The sequence below is a fragment of the Streptococcus oralis genome, from assembly GCF_023109155.1.
Lineage (GTDB): Bacteria > Bacillota > Bacilli > Lactobacillales > Streptococcaceae > Streptococcus > Streptococcus oralis_BZ.
In genome coordinates, this window is sequence record NZ_JALDUA010000002.1 from 229,956 (window position 1) to 254,014 (window position 24,059).

Below are 24,059 nucleotides of genomic sequence, written 5' to 3' on the forward strand. Positions count from 1 at the left end.
AGTTCTTCATTTTAAGAAAAACTGCTTCTACTAACTATTTTTTATGCTTATAGTCACTACTTTATATATAAATCTTTAAAGAGACCATCTACTTCTGCTATCTGACAGAGCAAGTGGGATAGTTCTTGGTAGTCTTCTTTTAAACACGAAAGGTGGGCTTGGCCAAATAGAGTAGCCAATTCCTCTTTTAATCTTGCCCCTTCTGAATCATGAACTTTTAAGAACTTACTGAGATAGAGATTTCGAACAGCCGCAAGTTTGAAGCTGAAATACTGATGCAATTGTTTTTGTTCTGTATTTAAGCCGTTTTCAGCAACTGCTTTTGCATAGCATTCCAAAACACCGTTTTGGTCATTCAAATATCGATTCTTCATAATCCTTGCTGTTTCCTGATAGATTTCAGTCTGACTCGGACTCTTGACCTTCTTAAAATTTCCCCACATGGAGTAAGATCCACGCTTATAGGCAATAGTCTCTGCCTTCCAGGCTTCTAATATATCATTAAAAGCAACCTTCATACAGGCAAAACCAGCTGGATCGTGCAAATAGAGATACCGATCATCAATGTCATACACGGTTATGAAGTGATCCACACCATAAAGGATTGTATGATTGGGATTGTAGGTCAGATGCCCCATATCAAGAGGCCCCAGTACGACAGGTCCATTGGACAGAAAGGTTTCCAACTTTCTTCTAATCTCTTCCAAATCTACTTCCGCTCCATCCTTTAGATAGAAGTTTTCATAGTCAAACCCTAGTATTTTTAAGGAATGAGAGATGGAAAGATCTGGCATTCCATTATCAAAAAATACTAGAGGGTGTTGTTCATCTTCCTTTACGATACTAGCGCCATTGCCCATTACCATGATTGCCTCTAAAAACTCTGCTTTAAAGTCATAACCATAGGCATCCAGTGCCATTGCCAATGAATAACTATAGCAAAGTGATACATCTCCAAAATACATCTGCATATTCCTGCCTCCTTATCTTCTATGGGACTATTATACCGAGAAAACTATTTACATGCCCCATAAAATTCAAGCAAAAAATATGGTTTGTTTGTTTACAGACATGAATGTCAACAATTAAAAACTCTGTAGAGATTCTTTCTACAGAGTTAGGTTTGCATCTTTATAAAATGTCAGAAAATGATCTAGTACTTAATCACTGGTATCCAGAGTTCCATTTGATAGTCAGGTGACGACATGTCTCCTTCAGTATAGACTTCAAAGTCTGGTGCTCCTGAGTGGCGATAGCCTGTTTCAGGGAAAAAGACCTCCAAGACATATTTCCAAGCATGGTGAATGCTAGCTGGTATAGGACCTTTGACTGGTACGATAGCATATTCAGCGGCTGGGACATCTTTGATGGACAGACCTAGTTCTTCTGCTTTCGCTTTATCCGTCACATCATAAGCAGCCATATAGTTGATGATTTCACCTTCTTTGACATCCGAACAGATGCCGAAGGATTGGCCACTACCTAGACTCTCTAGGCTTTCCAAGCTGTAATTGTTATAGAGATTCTCCCAAGCAGACGGGCATTTGCTATTGTCAATAGCTTCCAATAGGATACCTGCAACGGTAAATGCAGGCTTCTTTTGAATCTTGATATCCATGTTCTTTCCTCCTGTGATTTTTAAGGATAATTGAAGTCTAGGAAAAACCCGATAAGGTTTTCCATTTCGAACTTCTGAGGGAGTTGCCCTATGGAATTTCTTGAATGCTGCGCTGAAGGCGTCAGCAGACTCATAGCCGTATTTGAGTGCTATGTCAATGACTTTCTCAGAGCCTTCCCGCAAGTCTATCACAGCTTCTGACAGCCTGCGATTGCGCAAGTATTCTGCTAAAGTCATATCTGCTAGAATAGAAAAGAGCCTGCTAAAGAGAGCATAAGAATAGACCGATAGCTGCTGAAATTTCTGCAAATCCACTTCTGCGTCCAGCTTACTTTCCAGATATTCCATGGTTCGATTGAATTGATGCATCATATTCTTTTTCACCTCGCAAAAAATACTAAGGCCGTTAAAAGCAAAGTGGAAATTGGAAAATTGACGGAGGGGCTCCTGCTCCGAGAAAATTTTGTCTTTTCACACAGCTTCTAGGCCATGTTCAATTCTAACTATAGTCTAACAGATCTAAGATACTTCCGCCCTAGAATTTTTGTACAAGATTTAGAGGGGGATTCTACAACCTATCCCGCAGCTTCTCCACAAAGAGATAAGCCGCTGGGCAGGTCAGGGTATTTTTAATTGTCAGATGATTAATCTGATGAATCTTCTTACGGTCTGTATGAGGAAACTCTCGGCAGGCCTTGGGACGGACATCGTAGATCGAGCAGAGATTGTCTCCACCTAAAAAAGGACAAGGCATAGCCTTGAAAACCTTGTCACCGTCTTCGTCTACCTGCAGAAATTCCTCTTCAAAAGCCGGCAGCTTCATCTTGAAATACTTGGCAATACGGACAATATCGGCTTCCTTAAAGTCTGGACCCAAAGTCTTGCAACAGTTGGCACAGGCAGTGCAATCAATCTCAGCAAAGACTTCTTGGTGAATCTGCTGCGCAATCTTATCTAAGTTTTTAGGAGGTTTTTTCTTTAGATTAGCTAACACTTTGCGGTGCTCCTTCTGCTTTTGCAAGGCTAGCTGATGGTAATACTCAATATCAATCTCTTTAGACATATTTTCTTTCTAATTCAAGTGTTTTTGTCTATTATACCATAAACACTGTCCCCTTTTTGCCCCCTGAACAGAAAAAACCCTTCGGAAAAAATCCGAGGGGCTAAAAACATTGTTAAATCAACGATTATTTTTTAAGGTTGTAGAATGATTTCAATCCACGGTATTCTGCTACTTCACCAAGTTGGTCTTCGATGCGAAGCAATTGGTTGTATTTAGCGATACGGTCTGTACGTGAAAGTGAACCAGTCTTGATTTGTCCTGCGTTTGTTGCAACTGCGATATCAGCGATTGTTGAATCTTCAGTTTCACCTGAACGGTGTGATACAACGGCAGTGTAACCAGCTTCTTTCGCCATTTCGATAGCGTCGAATGTTTCAGTAAGAGTACCGATTTGGTTAACTTTGATAAGGATTGAGTTAGCAGCACCTTCTGCAATACCTTTTTCAAGGTAAGAAGTGTTTGTTACGAAGAAGTCGTCACCAACCAATTGAACTTTACCACCAAGACGTTCAGTAAGAGCTTTCCAACCGTCCCAGTCGTTTTCGTCCATACCATCTTCGATAGTAATGATTGGGTATTTGTTTACCAATTCTTCAAGGTAGTCGATTTGTTCTGCAGCAGTACGTACAGCAGCGCCTTCACCTTCGAATTTAGTGTAGTCGTAAACTTTACGTTCTTTATCGTAGAATTCTGATGATGCACAGTCAAATCCGATAAATACGTCTTTACCAGGAACATATCCAGCAGCTTCGATCGCAGCAAGGATAGTTTCAACACCGTCTTCAGTTCCTTCGAAACGAGGAGCGAATCCACCTTCGTCACCTACGGCTGTTTCCAAACCACGAGATTTAAGGATTTTCTTAAGAGCGTGGAAGATTTCAGCACCCCAACGAAGAGCTTCTTTGAATGATGGTGCACCAGCAGGTACGATCATGAATTCTTGGAAAGCGATTGGAGCGTCTGAGTGAGAACCACCGTTGATGATGTTCATCATTGGAGTTGGAAGAACTTTAGTGTTGAATCCACCAAGGTAGCTGTAAAGTGGGATTTCAAGGTAGTCAGCAGCAGCACGAGCTACAGCGATAGACACACCAAGAATTGCGTTTGCACCCAATTTACCTTTGTTAGGAGTACCGTCAAGTGCGATCATAGCACGGTCAATAGCTTGTTGGTCACGTACATCGTAGCCGATGATAGCTTCAGCGATGATGTTGTTTACGTTGTCAACAGCTTTTTGTGTACCAAGACCACCGTAACGAGATTTGTCACCGTCGCGAAGTTCAACTGCTTCGTGTTCACCAGTAGAAGCTCCTGATGGAACCATACCACGTCCGAAAGCACCTGATTCAGTATAAACTTCTACTTCAAGTGTTGGGTTACCGCGTGAGTCTAGGACTTCGCGAGCGTAAACATCAGTAATAATTGACATTTTTTACTCTCCTTTGAGTTAAATTTTTTACACCTCTATGATACCTTAAAAATAAGCGTTTTTCAAGAAAAAACGTTATCTTTGTGCAAATTTTCCTTAACTTTATAAAGTAATCGCTTTCTTTTGTCTGTTTTCTTGCGATTTTTGTGATATACTGTTTTTATGACAGATTTATCAAAACAACTACTAGAAAAAGCTCATGGTGGGCCGAAATTAAACCCTGACGAACAACGCCGCTATCTCGGCACTTTCGAGGAAAGAGTTCTTGGCTACGCGGATGTCAGCACTGCCAATAGTCCTGAATTAGAACATGGATTTTTCTCTATTTTAGAGGGTTTTCAAGAAAAGGTAGAGGCACTTTTTGTGAAGATTTCACCAAATATCGAGTTTGACAAACAGGTCTTTTACTTAAAACAAGCAAAGGAAAGCAACTGTCAGGCGACTATTGTTTCAGATGATCATATCACCTCTCCTTTCGGTCTTGTCATTCATACAAATGAACCTGTTCAAGTAGACGAAAAGGACCTTAGACTTGCATTTTCAAGTCTTTGGGAGGAGAAAAAGGTAGAGGCCCCTAGAAAATCTATTTGGAAGAAATGGTTTGGTTAATCCTTCCTCAAATTTAATAAACGGCCAATATTAGTAGCTGTGTGCTCCAAATAGAGACTTGCATTTTTCAAACTGTCTTCCAAAGGTTCGCTTTTCTCTAAAATGGAAAAGGCAGCTTCTATATTTTCAAATGGTAGGGGAGGCAAATCGTTAGAAAGACTACCGCAAATAGCGATAACTGGAACTCCTTCAGGAGTTCTTTTTGCTACACCGATAGGAGCTTTTCCAACAAAGCTTTGACTGTCCAGTCTACCTTCTCCAACGATAACCAAGTCGGCCTCTGCAACCTTCTTGTCAAAGCCAATCAAATCCAAGCAAGTGTCAATCCCAGATACGATACTGGCCTCAGCAAAGGCACACAGCCCAGCCGCAATCCCACCGCCGGCTCCTGCTCCTTTAAGAGACAGGGTTGATTGTGAAAATTTTTCATAGAACTCCTGTATAGCCAGATCTACTGTCTCAAACAAAGCAGGTTCCAAGCCCTTTTGTTTTCCAAATGTATAGGTTGCCCCTTGATGACCACATAGAGGGCTCACGACATCTGCTAAAATTCGGATTTTCACATCTTCAGGAATCCTAGACAACTTGCTATTTGAAACTGCCTCGAACTCAAACAAAGTCTGACCGCAAGCTGGCAATTCTTTTCCATTCTTATCATAAAAACGATAACCTAAACCAGTAGCAATGCCTATTCCACCATCATTACTAGCCGTACCACCTACACCGATATAGATTTCTTTCATCCCTTGATCAATGAGATGGCGAATCAACTCTCCGATACCTCTGGTTTGGATGTGAAGGGGATTTCGTTTCTCCCGCGGAATCTTTCCAAGACCAACCAAGTCAGCAACTTCAAAGAGCGCTATTTGACCTTTTTGAAAATAGCGCATTGATTCTTTTAGGCCAAAAGGTCCTGTCACTTGGAACCATTTTTCTTCTAGTTCAAGAGAATGTCGAATAGCGTCTACGGTTCCTTCCCCACCATCGCCTACAGGGCAAAGCAGACATTCTACATCTGCTATCGATTTTTGGAATCCTCTTTTTATAGCTTGAGCGACCTCTTCTGCCGTCAAACTTTCTTTAAAAGAATCGGGTGCAATTACAATTTTCATAGTTCCCTCTCATTCTAAGAAATCAATCAAAGGTAGAACTTCCAAAAAATCCCTCGTATCTACATGACAAGCTATCTCAGCTTTTACGACTTCTTTGGCACAAAAGGCTACACCACGTCCTGCTGACTTTAACATCAAGAGGTCGTTGGCACCATCACCGATAGCAATCGTTCTTTCTTTGGGGAGTTTTAATTCTTTTCTCCATTTCTCAAGAGCAGCTTGTTTTTCTTGGGCTGTCACAATTTCACCAACTAATTTACCTGTTAAAAAGTCATCTCTGACTTCCAACTGGTTGGCGGAGAAATAGGAGATACCAAGGGATTCTGCTAATCTCTCAACTATTGGTGCAAATCCACCAGAAACTAGACCGACTAGAATACCATCCTTTTGAAGTACGGAGATAAATTCTTGAGCATTTTTGGACAGATGAATGGATTTGAAGACAGTATCAAAGACCGAAATCGGAAGACCTTCTAACAAAGCCACTCTCGCTCGTAAGCTTGTTTCAAAGTCCAGTTCGCCTCGCATTGCCTGGCTTGTAATCTGCGATATTTCTTCTTCACAACCTGCTTCTTTTCCTAGAAGATCAATCACTTCCTCTTCTATCAGGGTGCCATCAACATCCATAACACAGAGCCCCATTACTTGAGTCATCACTTCTCCTCTTTTCTAAACAGCCCAAAAATCGTATGAAAGAATCATACGATTTTATCTATTAGTTGACTAGACTATGGTACAAGTCAAGATAAGACTTGCAAGCTGTATCCCATGAGAAATCGCATTCCATAGCTTGTTTTTGTAGATTTCTCCAAACGTCCGGCTGGTACTTATAAACATCCAAGGCTGTTTGGAAACTCCAGTTAAGCCAGTAAGGTGTTAAATTGTCGAAGCTAAATCCAGTACCAGTTCCTTCGATCGGATTGAAGGATTGAACTGTATCTCTTAGTCCGCCAACCTCATGAACCAAAGGTAGAGTTCCATAACGCATCGCCATCATTTGAGACAAACCACATGGTTCAAAACGGCTCGGCATGAGGAAGAAATCACAAGCTGCGTAAATTTCTTGAGCAAGTTTGACGTCAAAAGTGATATTTGCTGATAGCTTGTCAGGATAGACTTGAGCAAACCATGAGAAGGAATGTTCAAAAGCAGGATCTCCTGTTCCTAAAAGAACGATTTGAACGTCCTCTTGCAAGAAACGATGCAAGCTTTCTACCACAACATCAAAGCCTTTTTGGCGTGTCAATCGAGAGACAATCCCAACTAGTGGAACATCTGCTCGCACAGGCAACCCAACTCTCTCTTGCAATTTTGCTTTGTTTTGAGCTTTTCCAGACAAATCTTCCTTATCAAAATGATAGTCTAAAAGTGGGTCTGTTTGAGGATTATAAAGATCTGCGTCAATACCATTAACTATACCTGAAACCTTACCTGACTCCATCCGAAGAATCTGATCCAAACCGCAACCAAACTGACTGGTCATAATCTCGTGCGCATAGCTAGGGGAAACGGTTGAGACACGATCCGCGTAGAGAATACCAGCTTTCATCCAATTGAGACAATCATTCCAGCGAAGGGTGCCATCAGCATAGCGTTCAAACCCAACACCAAACAAATCCCACAACATCCCTTCAGAAAATTGACCTTGAAATTCCAAATTATGAATGGTTAAAACGGTTCTGATACCTTGATATGCCTGAATCCAATGGTATTTTTCTTTTAACAAGAAGGGAATCATGGCTGTGTGGTAATCATGAACATGGAGAAGGTCAGGGATAAAGCTGATGCTTTCCATGGCTTCAAGAGCAGCCAGTTGGAAAAAGGCAAAGCGTTCACCGTCGTCAAAATCACCGTACACATGACCACGGAAGAAATAATACTGATTGTCAATGAAGTAGAAAGTAACACCATTCAAGACCGTTTTCTTAATACCACAGTATTGTCTACGCCATCCCACACTAACTTCAAAGTGGAGAACATCCTCTATCTGGTCACCGAACTTAGCTTCTACCATATCATAATAAGGCAAGAAAACTGCAACTTCGTGCCCCGCTTTTACAAGTGATTTGGGAAGTGCGCCAATAACATCGCCCAACCCACCTGTTTTTGAAAAGGGTGCTCCTTCTGCCGCTACAAATAAAATTTTCATGAATAAATATCCTCTGTTACTGTTTCACCCTTCTTCACTACAACTGGATGTTCTGCTGTGCCTCGAATGACAACACCGTCCGCAACCTCAACTCCCTTGTCTAGAATGGCAAATTCAACTTGGGCACCTTGCCCAATCACAACACGAGGGAATAAAATGCTGTCTTTCACCACACTATCTTTGTGAACATAAATGTTACGAGATAGGACTGACTGAACTACTTGACCCTCAATGATACTACCAGAAGCAAACTGAGAAGTACTTACTTTTGAAGTATTCGCATAGTAGGTTGGTTCTTCATTCTTAACTTTGGTATAAATTTTTTGATTTGGTGAGAAGAGTGAGTAGAACTTTTTAGATTCAAGCATATCAATATTTGCTTGATAATAAGACTGAACAGAATGAATGTTTGCTAAGTATCCTGTGTATTCGTAAGCAAAAGCTCCTTCTTTTACAGCCAAATCGCGAAGAACATAGCGCAACTTTTCAGGATATTCTTTCTGAGCCTCTTCTTCAAGTCGTTCAATCAACCAAGGGGTATCCACAACAAAGATATCTGTAGACATGTTGAAGAGTTCGTCCGTAGATTTGTTATCAAAGAGTTTGTGCGAACGAACATGGTCAGTTTCATCGATTTCCAAGATAGCATTCACATCTGAAATGTCTTTCTTTGGAAGTTTCTTATATACAACTGTGATCGGACCATTCGTTGTATTGTGTAGGTGGAAGACTTGATTCAAGTCAATATTCACTAATACATCACAGTTAATCGAAACGGTTTGGTTTGAACCCGAACGTCTCAAGTAGGTAAGAAGCTGTTGGTAATACTCTTTTCCAACTGTACTGCTTTCAACACGAGTATTGTAAATTCCTAGATAGTAGTGACTTAGAAGGGTTGACAAGCCCCACTCACGACCTGAACGGATATGGTCGAAAACTGAGCTGATATTATCTTGTTGGAAAATACCAAAGATACTACGAACACCTGCATTTGCAAGACTGGAAAGGGGGAAGTCAATCAAACGGTATTTCCCACCGAAAGGCAAGCTAGCTACCGGACGGTGTTCTGTTAACGTTGACATATCATGAAAACCAACTGTGTTTCCTAAAATGGCTGAATATTTATCAATCTTCATCTGTTGCTACCCCCACTACTTCATTGTATCCTACTACTTGTACTTCGTCAGTTCCGTCAATCTCTACGTCGTCTGCAATAATGGCGCCCTCACCAATAATAGCACGAGTAATCTTTGCTCCATGGCCAATAATAGCCCCACTCATGATAACAGAATCAACGACCTCAGCACCTTCACGTACTTGTGCTTCTGTTGAAAGAATCGAACGTTTAACAGTTCCATCTACAAAACAGCCATCCACGACCAATGAATCTTCAACGTGAGCATGCGCACCAAAGTAGTTTGGTGGTGAGATCAAGTTTCTTGAGTAAATTTTCCACTGACGATTGCGACTATCCAAGGCGTTTTCTGGTGAAATGTACTCCATATTGGCTTCCCAAAGTGACTCAATTGTACCAACGTCTTTCCAGTAGCCATTAAATTCATAAGCATAGACACTTTCACCAGACTCGAGATAGTTAGGGATAACGTTCTTACCAAAGTCTGACATATCCACATTGCTCTTTTCAGCAGCAACAAGCATATTGCGAAGCCGTTTCCAGTCAAAAATATAAATCCCCATAGAAGCCTTTGTAGACTTAGGTTGAGCAGGTTTTTCTTCGAATTCAACGATACGGTTATTGGCATCTGTATTCATGATACCGAAACGGCTAGCTTCTTTGAGCGGTACGTCTAGGACAGCTACTGTCAAACTGGCATTATTATCCTTATGGGACTGAAGCATATCATCGTAGTCCATCTTGTAGATGTGGTCACCAGAAAGAATCAAAACATACTCAGGATTAACACTGTCGATGTAGTCAATGTTTTGGTAGATAGCGTGACTAGTCCCTTCAAACCAACGGTTTCCTTCGCTGGCTGAATAAGGTTGTAAAATAGAGACACCTGAATTGATACCATCCAATCCCCAGCTAGAGCCATTTCCGATATGGTTATTCAAAGCAAGAGGTTGGTACTGCGTAATCACACCAACATTATGGATTCCAGAGTTTGCACAGTTGGAAAGAGCAAAGTCAATGATACGGTAGCGCCCACCGAATTGCACTGCCGGTTTGGCAATGCTTTGAGTGAGTTTTCCGAGACGTGTTCCTTGCCCACCCGCAAGGATCAAAGCTAGCATTTCATTCTTCATTTTCTACTCCTTTATAAAGACATGTGAACGTTAAAATCGAAAGAAGGTCGGAAGTCAAACTTTTTTATAAAAATAATAGGAAATCCATTTCTCTTGTGTTTCAAGTCCAATACAAGTACATCCGTTTTTAAAATCTAAAAAATTGTAATCAACAGCCCATCATTCTTTTTTCTTAGCTGGTTTCAAACGACGCTTGATCTTCCAGATGCTTGCTCCCATGGCAGGCAAGGTAAAGGTCAAAGTCTGCTCATAATCTTTCCATAAGCCTTCTTGAGTCTGAACTGTTTGATTGTGCTCTTTCCACACACCTCCCCATTCTTCTAGTTCTGTATTCCAAACTTCTTCGTAAATACCTGCAACAGGTAAACCAATCGTAAAGTCCTTGCGTTCAACTGGTGCCATGTTAAAGACACAGACTAACATTTCGTCCTTCTTGCCCTTACGAATAAAGGAAAGGACACTCTGATCTCTATTATCAGCATCGATAATCTCGATACCATCATAACTAGTATCAATTTCCCACAGACAGCGATGGTCTTTATAGAATTGATTGAGTTGTGAAGTAAAATGCTTCATCTTGGCATTCATCGGATCTTCTAGATTAGACCATTCCAACTGCTCCTCAGACTTCCACTCTAGGAATTGCCCGTACTCACTACCCATGAACAAGAGTTTCTTACCTGGATGACAAATTTGATAGGTGTAGAGGTTGCGCAGACCAGCGAACTGATTGTAGCGATCTCCCCACATCTTATGCATCATACTCTTTTTGCCATGAACAACTTCATCGTGTGAGAAAGGTAGGAGATAGTTTTCATTGAAAACATACATAAAGCTGAAAGTCACAAGATTAAAGTCATACTTGCGATAAATCGGATCTTCCTCGTAGAAACGGAGAATGTCGTTCATCCAGCCCATATTCCATTTATAGTCAAATCCAAGGCCACCCATTTCTTTCATACCAGTAATCTTTGTCGCTGATGAACTTTCTTCTGCAATCATCATGATGTCTGGATGAGCTAACTTAATCACTGTGTTTAACCGTTGAAGGAAATAATAACCCTCGTAGTTAAGGTTTCCACCATCTTTGTTTGGAGTCCAAGGAGCATTATCATAATCTAGATACAGCATATTGCTCACTGCATCGACCCGAATACCATCTAAGTGGTAAAAATCAATCCAAAATTTAATACTTGAAATCAAGAAAGATTGGACCTCATTTTTCCCGAGGTCAAAATTCAGAGCACCCCAACCATAGTTATGAGCCTTGTTGTGATCTTGGTATTCAAAAGTTGGTGTACCGTCATAATATGCCAAGGCATCATCATTAATGGTGAAATGACCTGGAACCCAGTCTACGATAACACCAATGTTATTTATATGACACTCTTCAACGAAATCTTGGAATTCCTCAGGTGTACCATAGGAATGTTCAAAAGCAAAGTAACCCATAAGCTGATAGCCCCAGCTCAATCCAAGTGGGTGAGCCATTAAAGGCATGAACTCAATATGTGTATAGTTCATCTCAACTAAGTATGGAATCAACTCGTCTTTCAGTTGCGAAAACGTATAGGGACTACCATCTGGATTTCTCTTCCAAGACCCTGCATGAGCCTCGTATATATTAACTGGTCTCTCGAAAAATCCCAGACGTTTGCGACGTGCTAGCCAAAGGCCATCTTTCCATTTCTTTTCACGGATATTGGTCAGAACTGCTCCTGTACCCGGTCTAGCTTCAAAATAAACTGCCAAAGGATCAATCTTCATAATCTGGTGACCATTTGCACGCGTGATATGATATTTATAAATCTGACCTTCCTGAGCTTGACTCGTAAAGACTTCCCAAACACCTGCTTCATTACGAACCATGGGAATCTGATTCTCAACCCAATCGGTAAAATCACCAACTAGATGAACTGCTTGTGCATTTGGGGCCCAAACCCTAAAGGTATAGCCTATTTCTCCGTTTTTCTCCTCTCTATGCGCTCCTAAATAATGCTGGAGGTGAAAGTTCTCACCTGTAGTAAAGGTTCTTAATGCTTCTTGATTATTCATTCAATCCCCTTTCTTTTGTAAGCGTTTTCTATAATTCTATTATACACTCTTTTAAGATAACTTTCAAGTAATTTACGAAGGAAATCATATTTTTTTATGAAAGTCTTCAAAAAATTACCTAGCATTTTAAAAAAGATATCCAGAAAATAGAACACGAAACAATTTCCATATATTTTTTTATTATAATACCAGAATATTCGTTTTTTATCAATTTTCTACTGTATTTTTTTAAAAAAATAAAACCAGGAAGTTATTTTCCTGATTTTATAAATTATCTCACATCAAAAACAATGGATTTAACATTTGTCATCGCTTCGATACTATATTTAATTCCTTGCACTCCTGCACCAGAACCTTTTACACCAAGGAATGGGAAATTATCTGGTCCACGTTGTGTTTTATTATTAATATGAACGGTACCAACTTCAAGTTTCTCAGCAATTTCAAATGCCTTCTTAAAGTCATTTGTAAAGACTGAAGATTGAAGACCGAATTCTGATTCATTAGCAATTTCAAGTGCTTCATTGGCATCTGCAACTCGAATAATTGGGAGAACAGGTCCAAATGGTTCTTCCCAGGCTAATTTCATGTCTCTTGTGACATAATCAAAAAGTCCTGGCCAAATGAGATTATTCTCACGTTTGATTGGGCTGAGCGCTTTAGCACCCTTTTCTTGAGCGTCTTCAATCAATCCCCAGATGAAATCAGCTGAAGCATTATCAATAACAGGTGTGATATCTGCATTGTCAAATGGATCACCGACCGTTAGCTTAGCAACTTCGGCTTGGAGCAATTCAGCCAATCTGTCTGCTACGCTTTCCACAACCAAAACACGTTTGATAGCAGTACAACGCTGACCAGAGTAGCTAAAAGCACCACCTACGATTTGCTTAGCTGCATTTTCTAAATCTGCATCTTCTAAAACAATTGCTGCATCTTTTCCACCAAGCTCAAGCATAATCGGGCGCATACCAGCTAAACGACCGATACGCTCACCAATCGGTGTTGAACCTGTAAAGTTAATGAAGTTCACTTCCTTGTGTTCGATGATGTAGTCTCCGATTTCAGAACCACGTCCAGTGATGGTGTTAAAGACACCTGCTGGGATTCCGGCTTCGTCAAATGCTTTAGCCAACAAGAGACCAGAAATAGATCCTTGTGTTGGTGGTTTAAACATAACGACATTTCCGGCAATCAATGCCGGAGCAATCTTAGATCCAGAAAGGTTTACTGGGTAGTTAAATGGCGCGATAGCTAACACCACTCCAACTGGCTCACGACGAACAACGGCTAGTTTATTTTTACTTGCAACTTCAAAACCGCCACCTTCCATTGCTTGTCCAGTGATACGGAGACCTTCCTCAGCAGCAAAACGAATCAATTCTGCTGTACGTACTACTTCTCCAATGGCTGCTTTAATCCCTTTTGCAACCTCTTTAGCAAGAATGGTACCAATTTTTTCTTTATCACGTTCCAAAATGTCTGCTGTCTTATGCAAATAAGCTGCACGCTCAACGGGTGCTAAATCACGCCATGCTGGGAGAGCTGCACGCGCAGCTTTCATAGCCTCATCTACTTCAGCCTGACTCATAGCAGGTACTGTACCCAGCTTTTCTTGATTGATGGGAGAATAGATGGCAATTTCATTCTCTGATGATTTCCATTTTCCATTCACTAAATTCTGATAATGTGTCAAATTCTCTTCCTCCTGAAAATGATTAAAACTTATTTTATCAAATTTTCAGAAAATTACAACCCCTTTTTGGAAAATATTGATATTTTTTTCACAAACTTGATTCTTCAAATTATTTGAAATTTATTCCTATTAGATATTGGTTTTTAAATAAAAATCAAAAAAGGTCTAGTTTTAACTAAACCTTTTTGCTGCATTTACTATGAAAGTACCTTCAAGAGTGCAACGCTGATATCATCAATCACATTAGACTCTTTAGAACGACTATTGGACACCAGCATTTCAAGATTTCCCGCATTTTTAAAGTAGAAGGAAGTTCCCTTAGCATTGAATACCACCAATAAGTGCTCTGCTCCACCGTGAATTTCGTAAACAATCCATCCACTATTTTCAGCAGCTGTATGGACGAAGACATGACGATAAACTTCTTCGTATGTAGGATAAGAGAAAGCACGTGTTTGTGTTTTTACGCGAATAATCTGGCGAATAAAGTCAATGCTTTCTTGTCTCTCATTGATTAAATCCCAGTTGACCTGGTTGACACTATCTGGAGCATTGTAGCTGTTCATGGCCCGTTCTCTATCTGCCGCAGTCAGCTCGCCATTTTCTCCAGTAGCAAGGAGTTTGGTGCGACCAAATTCTTGCCCCAGCTCTATAAAGGACATCCCTTGCATAAGAATGCTCATGGCTGTTGCTGTCTCAACCTGACGCATAATCTTATCTGAACTGTGATCTGGATGAAGGGTTACTAACAAATCATGCAAGTTGTAATTATCATGGGCTTCCACATAGTTAAGAACTTGGTTTGGACTAAGATATGAACCCAACTCTCGGCTACCAAGAATAGCTTTGGCTACAATAGGTTCTGTAGCAGCACCGCTAACAAATCCTGCCTTGATTGAGCCATAAACTTCTCCTCCTTTGATGGCATCACGCTGATCATCGTTGAAGAATCCAATATTTGGCATCTGGTAGGCATTGTCCTTCTTGGCCTTGTCATAAGGTGCAAGACCAGTCCCCATATCCCAACCTTCTCCGTAAGTGATAATACGTGGATCAACTTCATCAAGTGCCCAACGAATCGCCTGCATGGTTTTGACATCATGAATTCCCATCAAGTCGAAACGGAAACCGTCAATATTGTATTCTTTCACCCAATAAAGGAGTGAGTCAATCATATACTTGCGGTACATTTCGTGTTCGCTTGCGGTTTCATTTCCAACACCTGTTCCGTTTTGGAAGGTTCCATCTGGATTCATACGATAGTAATAATCAGGAACAGTTGTTTGGAAAGGTGCATCGACCGTTGAGAAGGTATGGTTGTAAACGACATCCATAATGACACCGATTCCCGCATCATGATATGCCTGAATCATGGTCTTGAGGTCTCGAATAACCTGTCCAGGATCATCTGGATTGCTAGAGAAACTTGGTTCTGGTGCATTGTAGTTTTGAGGATCATAGCCCCAGTTATAGGTTACATTTCCATCCTCATCATATTCCTTATGGCGATCAAAGATTGGTTGAAGCTGAACATAATTACAGCCGAGTTCTTTGATATAGTCAAAGGCAGTTGCTTGACCATACTGGTTAACTGTTCCAGTCTGGGCAGCCCCAAGGAAGGTCCCTCGAAGGTTTTCTGAAACTCCAGATGTCGGCGATTTTGTAAAATCACGAATGTGCATCTCACAGATAACGGCTTTACATGGATTTTCCAAACGCCAATGAGCATCTGTCCCATGTTTGACTTCGAATCCTTCTACCTGTCTATCTTGCTGAGAGAGGATGACAGAACGTTTTCCATCAGGACTTGTAGCGATAGTGTATGGGTCTCGTGTCAAGGTCTGGTGGTGTGGAAACTCAATCTGATACTGATAAGCTTTACCTGCAAGATTTTCATCCAGGTCTACACTCCAAACACCAATGGTATTGTACTTATGACTGTATGAATAGCTATTCCCTCGCTTTAGATTAAAGGTTTTCCAAATCGGCGCGTCGTTACTTGTATTTTCATAAACGACCACTTGGACTGCTGTAGCTGTGGGAGCCCAGAGTTTAAAGCTTGTCTGGTATTCTGAGATACTATAACCCAACTCTCCTTGGTATCCCCAATGATGATCAAAACTTTCACTGTGAAAAGCTTTATCAAAAGCAAACGGGTTTCGATCTTTATAGAAAGGACTTGCAATGGCAGGATTTTCAGAATAATAAACCGTCTCATCACCATCTAAGATCCAAACCTCAGTCAACAGTGGATAATAGTTAAACCGTAGGAGATAGTCTTTTGTCTTACCATCTATTTCAGCAGAAAAGGTCAAAGTATCGAGCCTTTCTGCACTTGTGACTGTAAAGGAGAATTTTGCTCCAAAATAGTCATTTTCATAATACAAATTTTCTTTAACATCTGCCTGTTTTCTACTGAATGAACAAGCATCATAATCCACATTTTTTCGGTGAAAATGGATGACTACAGGGTAACTATACATTTCTTTTCCTAATTCCTAATTTTAATTTTTAAGTCATGCTGAAGAATTTAACGGGAATTTCAGCACAATATAGAATAGCTTTAATAGATATAAAAACACACCAGGAGAGATAGTTCCAGACTATCTAACATCTAGTTTTCAACTATTCCTTACAAACTTTCTAGCCAGGCCTCATCTCGAACTTCGATACCAAGTTCTTGTGCTTTTTGGAGCTTGCTTCCTGCATCTGCTCCTGCTACGACAAGATTCGTTTTCTTAGATACACTGCCTGTGACCTTGGCACCGAGGCTTTCGAGTTTATTTTTGGCTTCTGAGCGTGTGAGACGTTCCAATTTACCAGTTAATACAATTGTCAAACCTGACAAGGCCGCATCTGCCACTACTGTCTGTCCTTTGTAGTCCAGATTGACTCCAGCTTCTTTCAACTCGTCTAAGAGAATATTCGACCCTTCTGTAGCAAAATAAGTCTGAAGGCTTTGTGCAATCACACTACCCAAGCTCTCGATACTTGCTACTTCCTCTGGGTCTGATTGGGCTAGATTTTCAATAGAGTGGAAATGTTGGAGCAAGAGTTGGCTAGCCTTGCTTCCGACATGGCGAATTCCCAGACCAAACAAGAGCTTTTCAGCAGAGTTTTCCTTGGATGCTTGAATGGCCTGATACAGTTTAGAAGCAGATTTTTCCTTGACACCTTCTAAAAGGAGAAAATCATCTTCTTTCAAACGGTAAATATCTGCCACATCCTTGACTAAATTGGCAGCAAAAAGCTTTTCGACGATAGATGGACCAAGTCCTGTAATATTCATGGCATCTCGAGAGGCAAAGTGAATCAAGCCTTCCATGATTTGAGCAGGACAACGAGGATTGATACAACGAAGAGCCACTTCATCTTCAAAGTGAAGCAACTGACTGTCACAGCTCGGACAGTTAGTCGGAATATCTAGTTTTTCTTCAGAAACACGCTTGGACTCTACTACACGCAAAACAGCAGGAATGATATCTCCAGCCTTATAAACGATAACCGTATCATCTTTTCGGATATCCTTTTCAGCGATATAATCTACGTTGTGAAGAGTTGCGCGGCTTACAGTTGTGCCAGCAAGCTGAACAGGTGTTAGATTGGCAGTCGGGGTCACAACACCCGTACGACCTACTGTCCAGTCAACTGAAAGGAGCTGGGCTTCTTTTTCTTCAGCGGGAAATTTATAGGCGATTGCCCACTTGGGCGCTTTAACAGTAAAGCCGAGTTCTTCTTGACCTGCAAGGTCATTGACCTTGATTACTACTCCATCGATATCGTAAGGCAGTTTCTCCCGTTCTTGTCCTACTTCTTGGATGAAATCCCATATCTCATCTATACTTTTAGCCAATATTCGTTTAGGATTAACTACAAAACCAAGCTGTTCAAGATGCTCCAAGACTTTTTCTTGACTATCACGAGTAGAAGGGCTGGCTTCTTGATAGAGGAAAGTCGCAAGATTGCGTTTGGCCACTACTGCTGTATCCAGCTGACGGAGGGTTCCTGCAGCTGCGTTACGAGGATTAGCAAATTCAGGCTCTCCATTTTCTTGTCGAGCTTGGTTGACCTGGTCAAATGAAGCGCGTGGCATGTAACACTCTCCACGAACGGTGATATCTAGTTCTTCTGGCAAGGTCAAAGGAATGTCCTTGACACGCTTGAGGTTTTCTGTGATATTCTCTCCTATAGAACCATCCCCACGTGTGGCACCAACAACCAAAATCCCCTTTTCATACGTAAGCGAGATAGACAAACCATCGATTTTCAGCTCGCAAATATAGGTCGGTTGGGGTAACTCCTTGCGAACACGCGCATCAAAAGCTTCTAACTCTTCACGTGAAAAAGCATCCTGCAAACTATAAAGAGGATACTGATGACTGTATTTTTCAAAACCATCTAAAACCTTACCACCAACACGATGAGTCGGACTGTCCGCTAAAACTTGATCTGGATAGGCAGCTTCCAATTCGACCAACTCTCGGTAGAGGCGATCATACTCGCTATCTGACACCGAGGGATTGTCACTCGTATAGTACTCGGTCGCATAGCGGTTAAGTAAGGCAACTAACTCATTCATTCTTTCATTCATAATCCCATTTTACCACAAAGCAAGCCCTCCTCACAATAGAGAAGGACTGAAAAATGGTTTGTAGTGTAATATTTTCTTAAAAAGAGAAATTATAACTATTTTTTAAAATGACTTCGCACATAAACGAGGGAGAAACAAGACAGGATGATAACACCGCTTCCAATTATCAGAAAAGAAGAGAGATGAACACTTGGCAGCACCGTCATAAAGCCTTTTGCAATCGGCATAAATAGGATGGCTAAGGTAAAAATTGTGCTTAGGACTCTCCCCAAGTATTCCCCCTCAACCTTGGTTTGCACCTGAGTAAAAAAGTGAATATTAAAAATCGTCATAAACAGTTCACAAACTAAATTTCCAGAAAAGGAAAGAAAAGTTGGCAATGGTAACCCCATCATAAAAACTCCAACTCCAGTCAAGGCCAATAGAATCAAAAGATTATAAACACTTGCCTTTATTTTACTAGCTAGAAGAGCTCCGATAATCGAACCAATAGCGCCCATAGTCAAAATAGTTGCATAAGCTCCTTCTACCCCGTATAGTCGATTTGAAAAAGGGAGGAGAAATTCAAAAGCTGCAAAAAAGAAATTAACACTGGAAGCGACTACCAAAAGGAAAAAGATCTCTTGCTGGCGCCAAATATAGCGAATCCCTTCTTTCATATCAGCAAAAATATTTTTCCATCTGAGAGTCCTTTTCACTTGCTCCTTAGCCTCTTTTTTGGGGAGGAAAGCTACTAAGATAAATGCGATGAAAAAACTAATGGCATCTAAAACAAGCGTCATATGGAGACTGGCAAATTGTAAAACGATGAAAGAAAGTACAGGGGAGCTAACGCCTACAACCTGCAAAACGAGCTCTAAGCGAGCATTATAGGTCACAATCTCTTCTTTTTCTACAACTTCAGTTATAATGGCTTTGTTAGCTGTACGAGAAAATGCAAAGGCAACCGCCTGAACAATATTTGCGAGGATCAGAGCAGCAATCATCAAGCTATCATTTCTGATGAAAGAAATAGCTAAGCAAAGAACGCCACAAATCAAGTCCGTCGTCATCAAAATTTTGCGACGCGAAAAGCGGTCTGAAATCACTCCGCCAAAGGGATTGACCAGAATCGATGTGACGAGTTCAGAAATTTGATAAATCCCAAGAACAGTCTGTCCTACCGTTCCCATTGATGCTAACCAAACACTATTTCCATAATCATAGAGCATATTTCCTATTTTATTAATAGCACCACGACTAATCAACTGGATTGCATGTCGATTCATATAAAAAAACTCCTCTCAAATTTTGAAACTATTGTATCAAAACTGAAAGGAGTTCCTTCATATTTCCCTTATTTGGGAAATTTAAGCATTTACAAATTTTTCATAATGTTCCTGATAGTAAGCCACTTGCTCTGGAAGTCCAAGCACATCAAAAATATGCATAGCCTCCTGCATCTGACTACAGCCTTCTTCTTTCAAGTTTCTCTGGTAGAGAAAGAAACCTTTGAGATAATGGAAGATATTACGCTCATAAAGCTTGATACCATTTCCAATCAACTTCTCTACATAGCCCTCAAAATAGTCCGCATCCGCAAAGGAACGGTTTTCCAAACAATGCTGGTAACAGTTAAGAGCTAAGATCAAAACAAGTTTTCGATGCCGACCAATTTCTTTGTAGTAGTCTTCTCGCTCCATGACTTCTCTGCCAATCCGAGCCACATAGTCCACATTGTAGAAAGTATAGAGATTCCCGAAAAGAATCAACTCATACATAGTCCATTCTTCTGTTTGAAAAAGATAATCTGCTACCTTTTCCAAATCACTCTGACTCATCGTGTAATGAGCATCTCTTTGACAAATCAGCCCTTGTAACAAAATCCAATTCAGCTCAAAATAGAGGGGATTGGTCGAACTCTTAGCCTTTTCAAGTTGTTCTCTTTGAAGCTTTTGAAAACCTGCAATATTATTTGAGTAGTAAAGCGGAATAATCTGTGCCATCAAGGCAACATGTTCATGATTTTGAAAATCTCTAGCCTTGTCCATGAAATTTTCAATAGTCACATGAATATTGTCCAAAATCTCAAAGAACCGAGAAACCGCTAGATCAGACTCCCCAAGCTCGAAGCGAGATAGCTGAGAGGTTGAACATGATTCACCTGCCGCCTCTTTTAAGGAGTACTTCCCACTTGTTCGAAATTCACGAAATACCTTTCCAAGATGTTTCATCTTTACACCTGCTCCGACAATTCTTCCCACTCAAGCATGGCTTCTTCCTGACGATGGCTAATTTTGTCCAGTTCAGTCTGAAATTCCATGAGTTTTTCAGCATCGTTGGTTTCCAGCATTTGTTCAGAAATGGTTTGGCTTTGAGTTTCTAACTCTTCGATTTCAGCCTCTAAACTCTCTATTTGGCGCATGAGCTTACGGGCTTCTTTCTGACTTTCTTTCTGGGCCTGATAGTCATTAGCTGGACTTGCTTCTTTTGCTTGATTACTCATTGAAGCTTCCTCTGTCTGACTGACTTCTATTTCAGCCTTTTTATCAACATAGTAGTCATAATCTCCAAGGTAGAGGGTTGAACCACTCTCAGACAATTCCAGTACATGAGTGGCTACACGATTGATAAAGTAACGGTCGTGGCTGACAAAAAGAAGGGTTCCATCAAAATCAATCAGAGCATTTTCTAACACTTCCTTGCTATCAATATCCAAGTGGTTGGTCGGCTCGTCCAAAATCAAGAAATTGTTGTTTTCCATTGAAAGTTTGGCAAGAAGCAAACGAGCTTTCTCGCCACCAGACAACATGCCTACAGATTTTTTGACATCATCTCCTGAAAAAAGGAAGGCGCCAAGACGGTTGCGGATTTCAACTTCTGGTGTCAGTTTAAAATCATTCCAAAGTTCATCCAGAACCGTATTACTTGGTGTTAGCTTACTTTGAGTCTGATCATAGTAACCAACCTCAACATTGGCACCAAAACGCTTCTCTCCCTTGATAAAAGGGATCTGGTCCACGATAGACTTGATAAAGGTTGACTTACCAATACCATTTGGTCCAACGATAGCGACAGCATTCATTTTACGGAGGTCAAGGTTGATAGGTTCTGACAATATTTCCCCATCATAGCCAATAGCCGCATTTTCAACAGTCAGGACAACATTTCCTGACGTTTTTTCAGACTGGAAGGTCATATTGGCTGATTTCTTGCCAGCTTCAGGCTTGTCCAAACGCTCCATTTTTTCTAGTTGTTTACGGCGAGATTGAGCACGTTTGGTCGTTGAAGCTCGAACTAGATTGCGATTGACAAAGTCTTCTAGAGCCGCGATTTCCTTCTGTTGCTTTTCATAGTTTTTTGCTTCAGTTGCTAGTTTTTGCTCTTTCTGTTCAACAAAACGAGAGTAATTGCCTACATAACGATCCAAGGAATGCTTAGTTAAATCGAGTGTAACCGTCGCAACCTTGTCCAAAAAGTAACGGTCGTGACTGACAATAATGAGGGCGCCGCTATAGTTCACCAAGTAATTCTCTAGCCAAGCAATCGTTTCAATATCCAAGTGGTTGGTTGGCTCGTCCAAGACCAAGAGATTTGGCTTTTCGAGGAGCATTTTGGCCAGAGCCAGACGAGTATTTTGTCCTCCTGAAAGCTCAGCAATTTTCATCTGCCACATAGTCTCATCAAACTTGAATCCATTCAAAATCGCTCGAATATCAGCTTCGTAGGTAAAGCCACCAGCCTGGCGGAAATTCTCTGATAAACGATCATAATCCGCCATCAGTTTATCCAAATCCTCACCAGACTTTTCACCCATCTCCAACTCCATCTGACGCAGTTGTGTCTCTGTCCGACGCAAGTCATCAAAGACGTGAAGCATTTCATCGTAGATGGTATTTTCAGACTCAAAACGGCTATCTTGTGCTAGGTGAGACAGAGAGATATCTTTTTTCTTATTAATTTCTCCACTAGTTGGCTCCTCTTCTCCAATCAAAATCTTTAAAAGAGTAGACTTACCTGCACCATTTTTCCCAACAAGAGCAATCCTGTCTCGTTCATCAACTTGCAGGTTGATATTATCAAAAAGAACCTCTCCTGCAAAAGAACGTTCAATTTTATTAGCTTGTAAAATAATCATACCTCTATTTTACTATCTTTTTCTCTTTTGCACAATTGCAATGAAAAAAGTTCGAGTCATAAACCCGAACCTTTCATCTTAGTATCCAATGCCTCCACGGAATGTGCGAGCCATATCTTTCAAACTATAGTTTTTAGAAGAGGTGTCGATGGTCCATTTACCATCTTTCTTGGTCATTTTAATTTCATAACCCTCTTTCTTCATGTTATCACTAGTGTCTAGAGGAGTTGAATCAAATTGACTTGGTGCATTTTCTAAAATATATTTCTCACCAGCTTTCATAGCTTCTGAGTAGTTGCTATATTTGCCTTTGTTTTCTTCGTAGAATTTACGGCTCAATTCATGAACATTCAAATTATCCAAGTCAATTGTTTCTGGTCGAACATAAACAACAGCATAATCTGGCAAATATGTCTTCACCTTGTAATCAACTTTTGCTCTCTTAGCATTTGCTTTGATGTAAGCATCTGCGAATGTTCTAAGTTCTGAATCAGAAGGTTTGTAGTTATAGAAACCTTTTCCGAATGACTCTGTGAATTTCTTGATAAACTCTTCTTTATCAGCTTTCACATCGTTTGTGAATTCAGCACTGTCATCAGAAGATTTTTTATCATCAGCAAGTGCTACAACTTGCGACTTATTGTCAGTAGCACTTAGGTTCGTTCCACCACCAGAGCTTTCCCCATTAAGGTAAACAGCATCAACATATTTTTTCATTACATCTTTTGCTTCATCAATATTGTCTTCATACTGACTTGGATCCACCTTGATTGCTACATCGTTATTCTTTTTAGAATCTTCTTTGATGTCATCGTAAAAGCTAGGCGCGAAGTGAAGTTCATACTTAGCATTCTTGTCGACTTCATACACTACATAACCAGCAACGCTCTTTCCTTTAGAAAGTTTGTCTCCATATGACATAAATTTCGTTTTACTGTCACTTTCATAAATTTGAATTGGTTGTAATTTTTCATCTTTTTCATTATAAAGCGTGATATCTTGGCTAGTAAAACTAAACTGTTTATCGCGATTGTTCTTGATTTCGACTTGAAGTGCAAGGTATGTTGATGATGAATCCTCATCTTTAGGCAATACATACATACCGTCTTTTACAGAAACCTCAAAGTTAGAGTTTGAAGCTGTACCATTGTCGCTTGCTTTCTTAGAAGCTCCACAGGCAACCAGTGCTAAAGCTGATAAAAGCAAGGCAGAATGCTTAAGAATTTTTTTCATAATGGATTCTCCTTTAATGATTTACTATATTTTACCATACGCAGAATAAAAATCAAAACAGAAACCAGATATTTTCAAAATATCTTAAATTTATAGAGTTTTAACTTAAATTTTTCTAT

General features: G+C 40.4%; 18 protein-coding genes. 1 reads left to right on the plus strand and 17 read right to left on the minus strand.

Annotation, left to right across the window (positions count from 1 at the left end; translation table 11 throughout):
- Positions 1 to 56: 56 nt before the first annotated feature.
- The 4 genes from M1F63_RS05145 to eno all read right to left on the minus strand — a co-directional run bounded on the left by M1F63_RS05145 (position 57) and on the right by eno (position 4,110).
- The gene (locus M1F63_RS05145) at positions 57 to 971 is read right to left on the minus strand and encodes a cysteine peptidase family C39 domain-containing protein (RefSeq protein WP_247940891.1); all 915 of its coding nucleotides are present in this window, start codon (positions 969 to 971) and stop codon (positions 57 to 59) included.
- Positions 972 to 1,153: 182 nt separating this feature from the next.
- Positions 1,154 to 1,990: an AraC family transcriptional regulator gene (locus M1F63_RS05150; RefSeq protein WP_247940892.1), complete on the minus strand. Its 837-nt coding sequence runs from the start codon at positions 1,988 to 1,990 to the stop codon at positions 1,154 to 1,156.
- A 196-nt stretch (positions 1,991 to 2,186) separates the two neighbouring features.
- Complete coding sequence (locus M1F63_RS05155; RefSeq protein WP_247940893.1) at positions 2,187 to 2,681, minus strand: YkgJ family cysteine cluster protein; 495 nt, start codon at positions 2,679 to 2,681, stop codon at positions 2,187 to 2,189.
- A 124-nt stretch (positions 2,682 to 2,805) separates the two neighbouring features.
- Positions 2,806 to 4,110, minus strand: a complete 1,305-nt coding sequence (eno, locus tag M1F63_RS05160) for a surface-displayed alpha-enolase (RefSeq protein ID WP_000022821.1) — start codon at positions 4,108 to 4,110, stop codon at positions 2,806 to 2,808.
- A gap of 162 nt (positions 4,111 to 4,272) precedes the next feature.
- Between eno and M1F63_RS05165 the strand changes: the two genes are divergently transcribed.
- Positions 4,273 to 4,719, plus strand: coding sequence for a DUF1694 domain-containing protein (locus M1F63_RS05165; RefSeq protein ID WP_125441000.1), 447 nt, complete (start codon positions 4,273 to 4,275; stop codon positions 4,717 to 4,719).
- On the opposite strand, the gene M1F63_RS05170 is transcribed toward M1F63_RS05165, so the two are convergent.
- The 13 genes from M1F63_RS05170 to M1F63_RS05230 form a co-directional block, all read right to left on the minus strand.
- Positions 4,716 to 5,831: a glycerate kinase gene (locus tag M1F63_RS05170; protein WP_247940894.1), complete on the minus strand. Its 1,116-nt coding sequence runs from the start codon at positions 5,829 to 5,831 to the stop codon at positions 4,716 to 4,718. The two genes, M1F63_RS05165 and M1F63_RS05170, sit on opposite strands and share 4 nt — an antisense overlap.
- Positions 5,832 to 5,840: 9 nt before the next feature.
- A complete protein-coding gene (gene serB / locus M1F63_RS05175) occupies positions 5,841 to 6,485 on the minus strand; it encodes a phosphoserine phosphatase SerB (RefSeq protein ID WP_049500682.1) in 645 nt (214 codons plus the stop codon).
- A 61-nt stretch (positions 6,486 to 6,546) separates the two neighbouring features.
- On the minus strand, positions 6,547 to 7,980 hold the full coding sequence (glgA, locus tag M1F63_RS05180; protein ID WP_247940895.1) for a glycogen synthase GlgA: 1,434 nt from the start codon (positions 7,978 to 7,980) through the stop codon (positions 6,547 to 6,549).
- On the minus strand, positions 7,977 to 9,116 hold the full coding sequence (gene glgD / locus M1F63_RS05185) for a glucose-1-phosphate adenylyltransferase subunit GlgD (RefSeq protein ID WP_247940896.1): 1,140 nt from the start codon (positions 9,114 to 9,116) through the stop codon (positions 7,977 to 7,979). Before glgD ends, glgA begins: the two co-directional genes overlap by 4 nt.
- Positions 9,106 to 10,248, minus strand: a complete 1,143-nt coding sequence (locus M1F63_RS05190) for a glucose-1-phosphate adenylyltransferase (protein WP_247940897.1) — start codon at positions 10,246 to 10,248, stop codon at positions 9,106 to 9,108. The genes glgD and M1F63_RS05190 overlap by 11 nt, the downstream gene beginning before the upstream one ends.
- 159 nt (positions 10,249 to 10,407) lie before the next feature.
- Entirely contained in the window at positions 10,408 to 12,303 is a 1,896-nt protein-coding gene (gene glgB / locus M1F63_RS05195; protein WP_001064529.1) for a 1,4-alpha-glucan branching protein GlgB, read from the minus strand.
- A gap of 271 nt (positions 12,304 to 12,574) precedes the next feature.
- The gene (locus tag M1F63_RS05200) at positions 12,575 to 13,999 is read right to left on the minus strand and encodes an NADP-dependent glyceraldehyde-3-phosphate dehydrogenase (RefSeq protein WP_247940898.1); all 1,425 of its coding nucleotides are present in this window, start codon (positions 13,997 to 13,999) and stop codon (positions 12,575 to 12,577) included.
- Between the two features lie 197 nt (positions 14,000 to 14,196).
- Positions 14,197 to 16,482 carry a type I pullulanase gene (pulA, locus tag M1F63_RS05205; RefSeq protein ID WP_247940899.1) on the minus strand — a complete coding sequence of 762 codons (2,286 nt, stop codon included), beginning with the start codon at positions 16,480 to 16,482 and terminating at the stop codon, positions 14,197 to 14,199.
- 149 nt (positions 16,483 to 16,631) lie between these two features.
- Positions 16,632 to 18,590, minus strand: a complete 1,959-nt coding sequence (gene ligA, locus M1F63_RS05210; RefSeq protein ID WP_247940900.1) for an NAD-dependent DNA ligase LigA — start codon at positions 18,588 to 18,590, stop codon at positions 16,632 to 16,634.
- 95 nt (positions 18,591 to 18,685) lie between these two features.
- The gene (locus M1F63_RS05215) at positions 18,686 to 19,858 is read right to left on the minus strand and encodes an MFS transporter (RefSeq protein WP_247940901.1); all 1,173 of its coding nucleotides are present in this window, start codon (positions 19,856 to 19,858) and stop codon (positions 18,686 to 18,688) included.
- A gap of 81 nt (positions 19,859 to 19,939) precedes the next feature.
- Entirely contained in the window at positions 19,940 to 20,803 is an 864-nt protein-coding gene (locus M1F63_RS05220; protein ID WP_247940902.1) for an Rgg family transcriptional regulator, read from the minus strand.
- A gap of 2 nt (positions 20,804 to 20,805) precedes the next feature.
- The gene (locus M1F63_RS05225) at positions 20,806 to 22,707 is read right to left on the minus strand and encodes an ABC-F family ATP-binding cassette domain-containing protein (protein ID WP_247940903.1); all 1,902 of its coding nucleotides are present in this window, start codon (positions 22,705 to 22,707) and stop codon (positions 20,806 to 20,808) included.
- Between the two features lie 78 nt (positions 22,708 to 22,785).
- Positions 22,786 to 23,940, minus strand: a complete 1,155-nt coding sequence (locus tag M1F63_RS05230; protein WP_247940904.1) for a DUF5105 domain-containing protein — start codon at positions 23,938 to 23,940, stop codon at positions 22,786 to 22,788.
- Positions 23,941 to 24,059 lie beyond the last annotated feature (119 nt).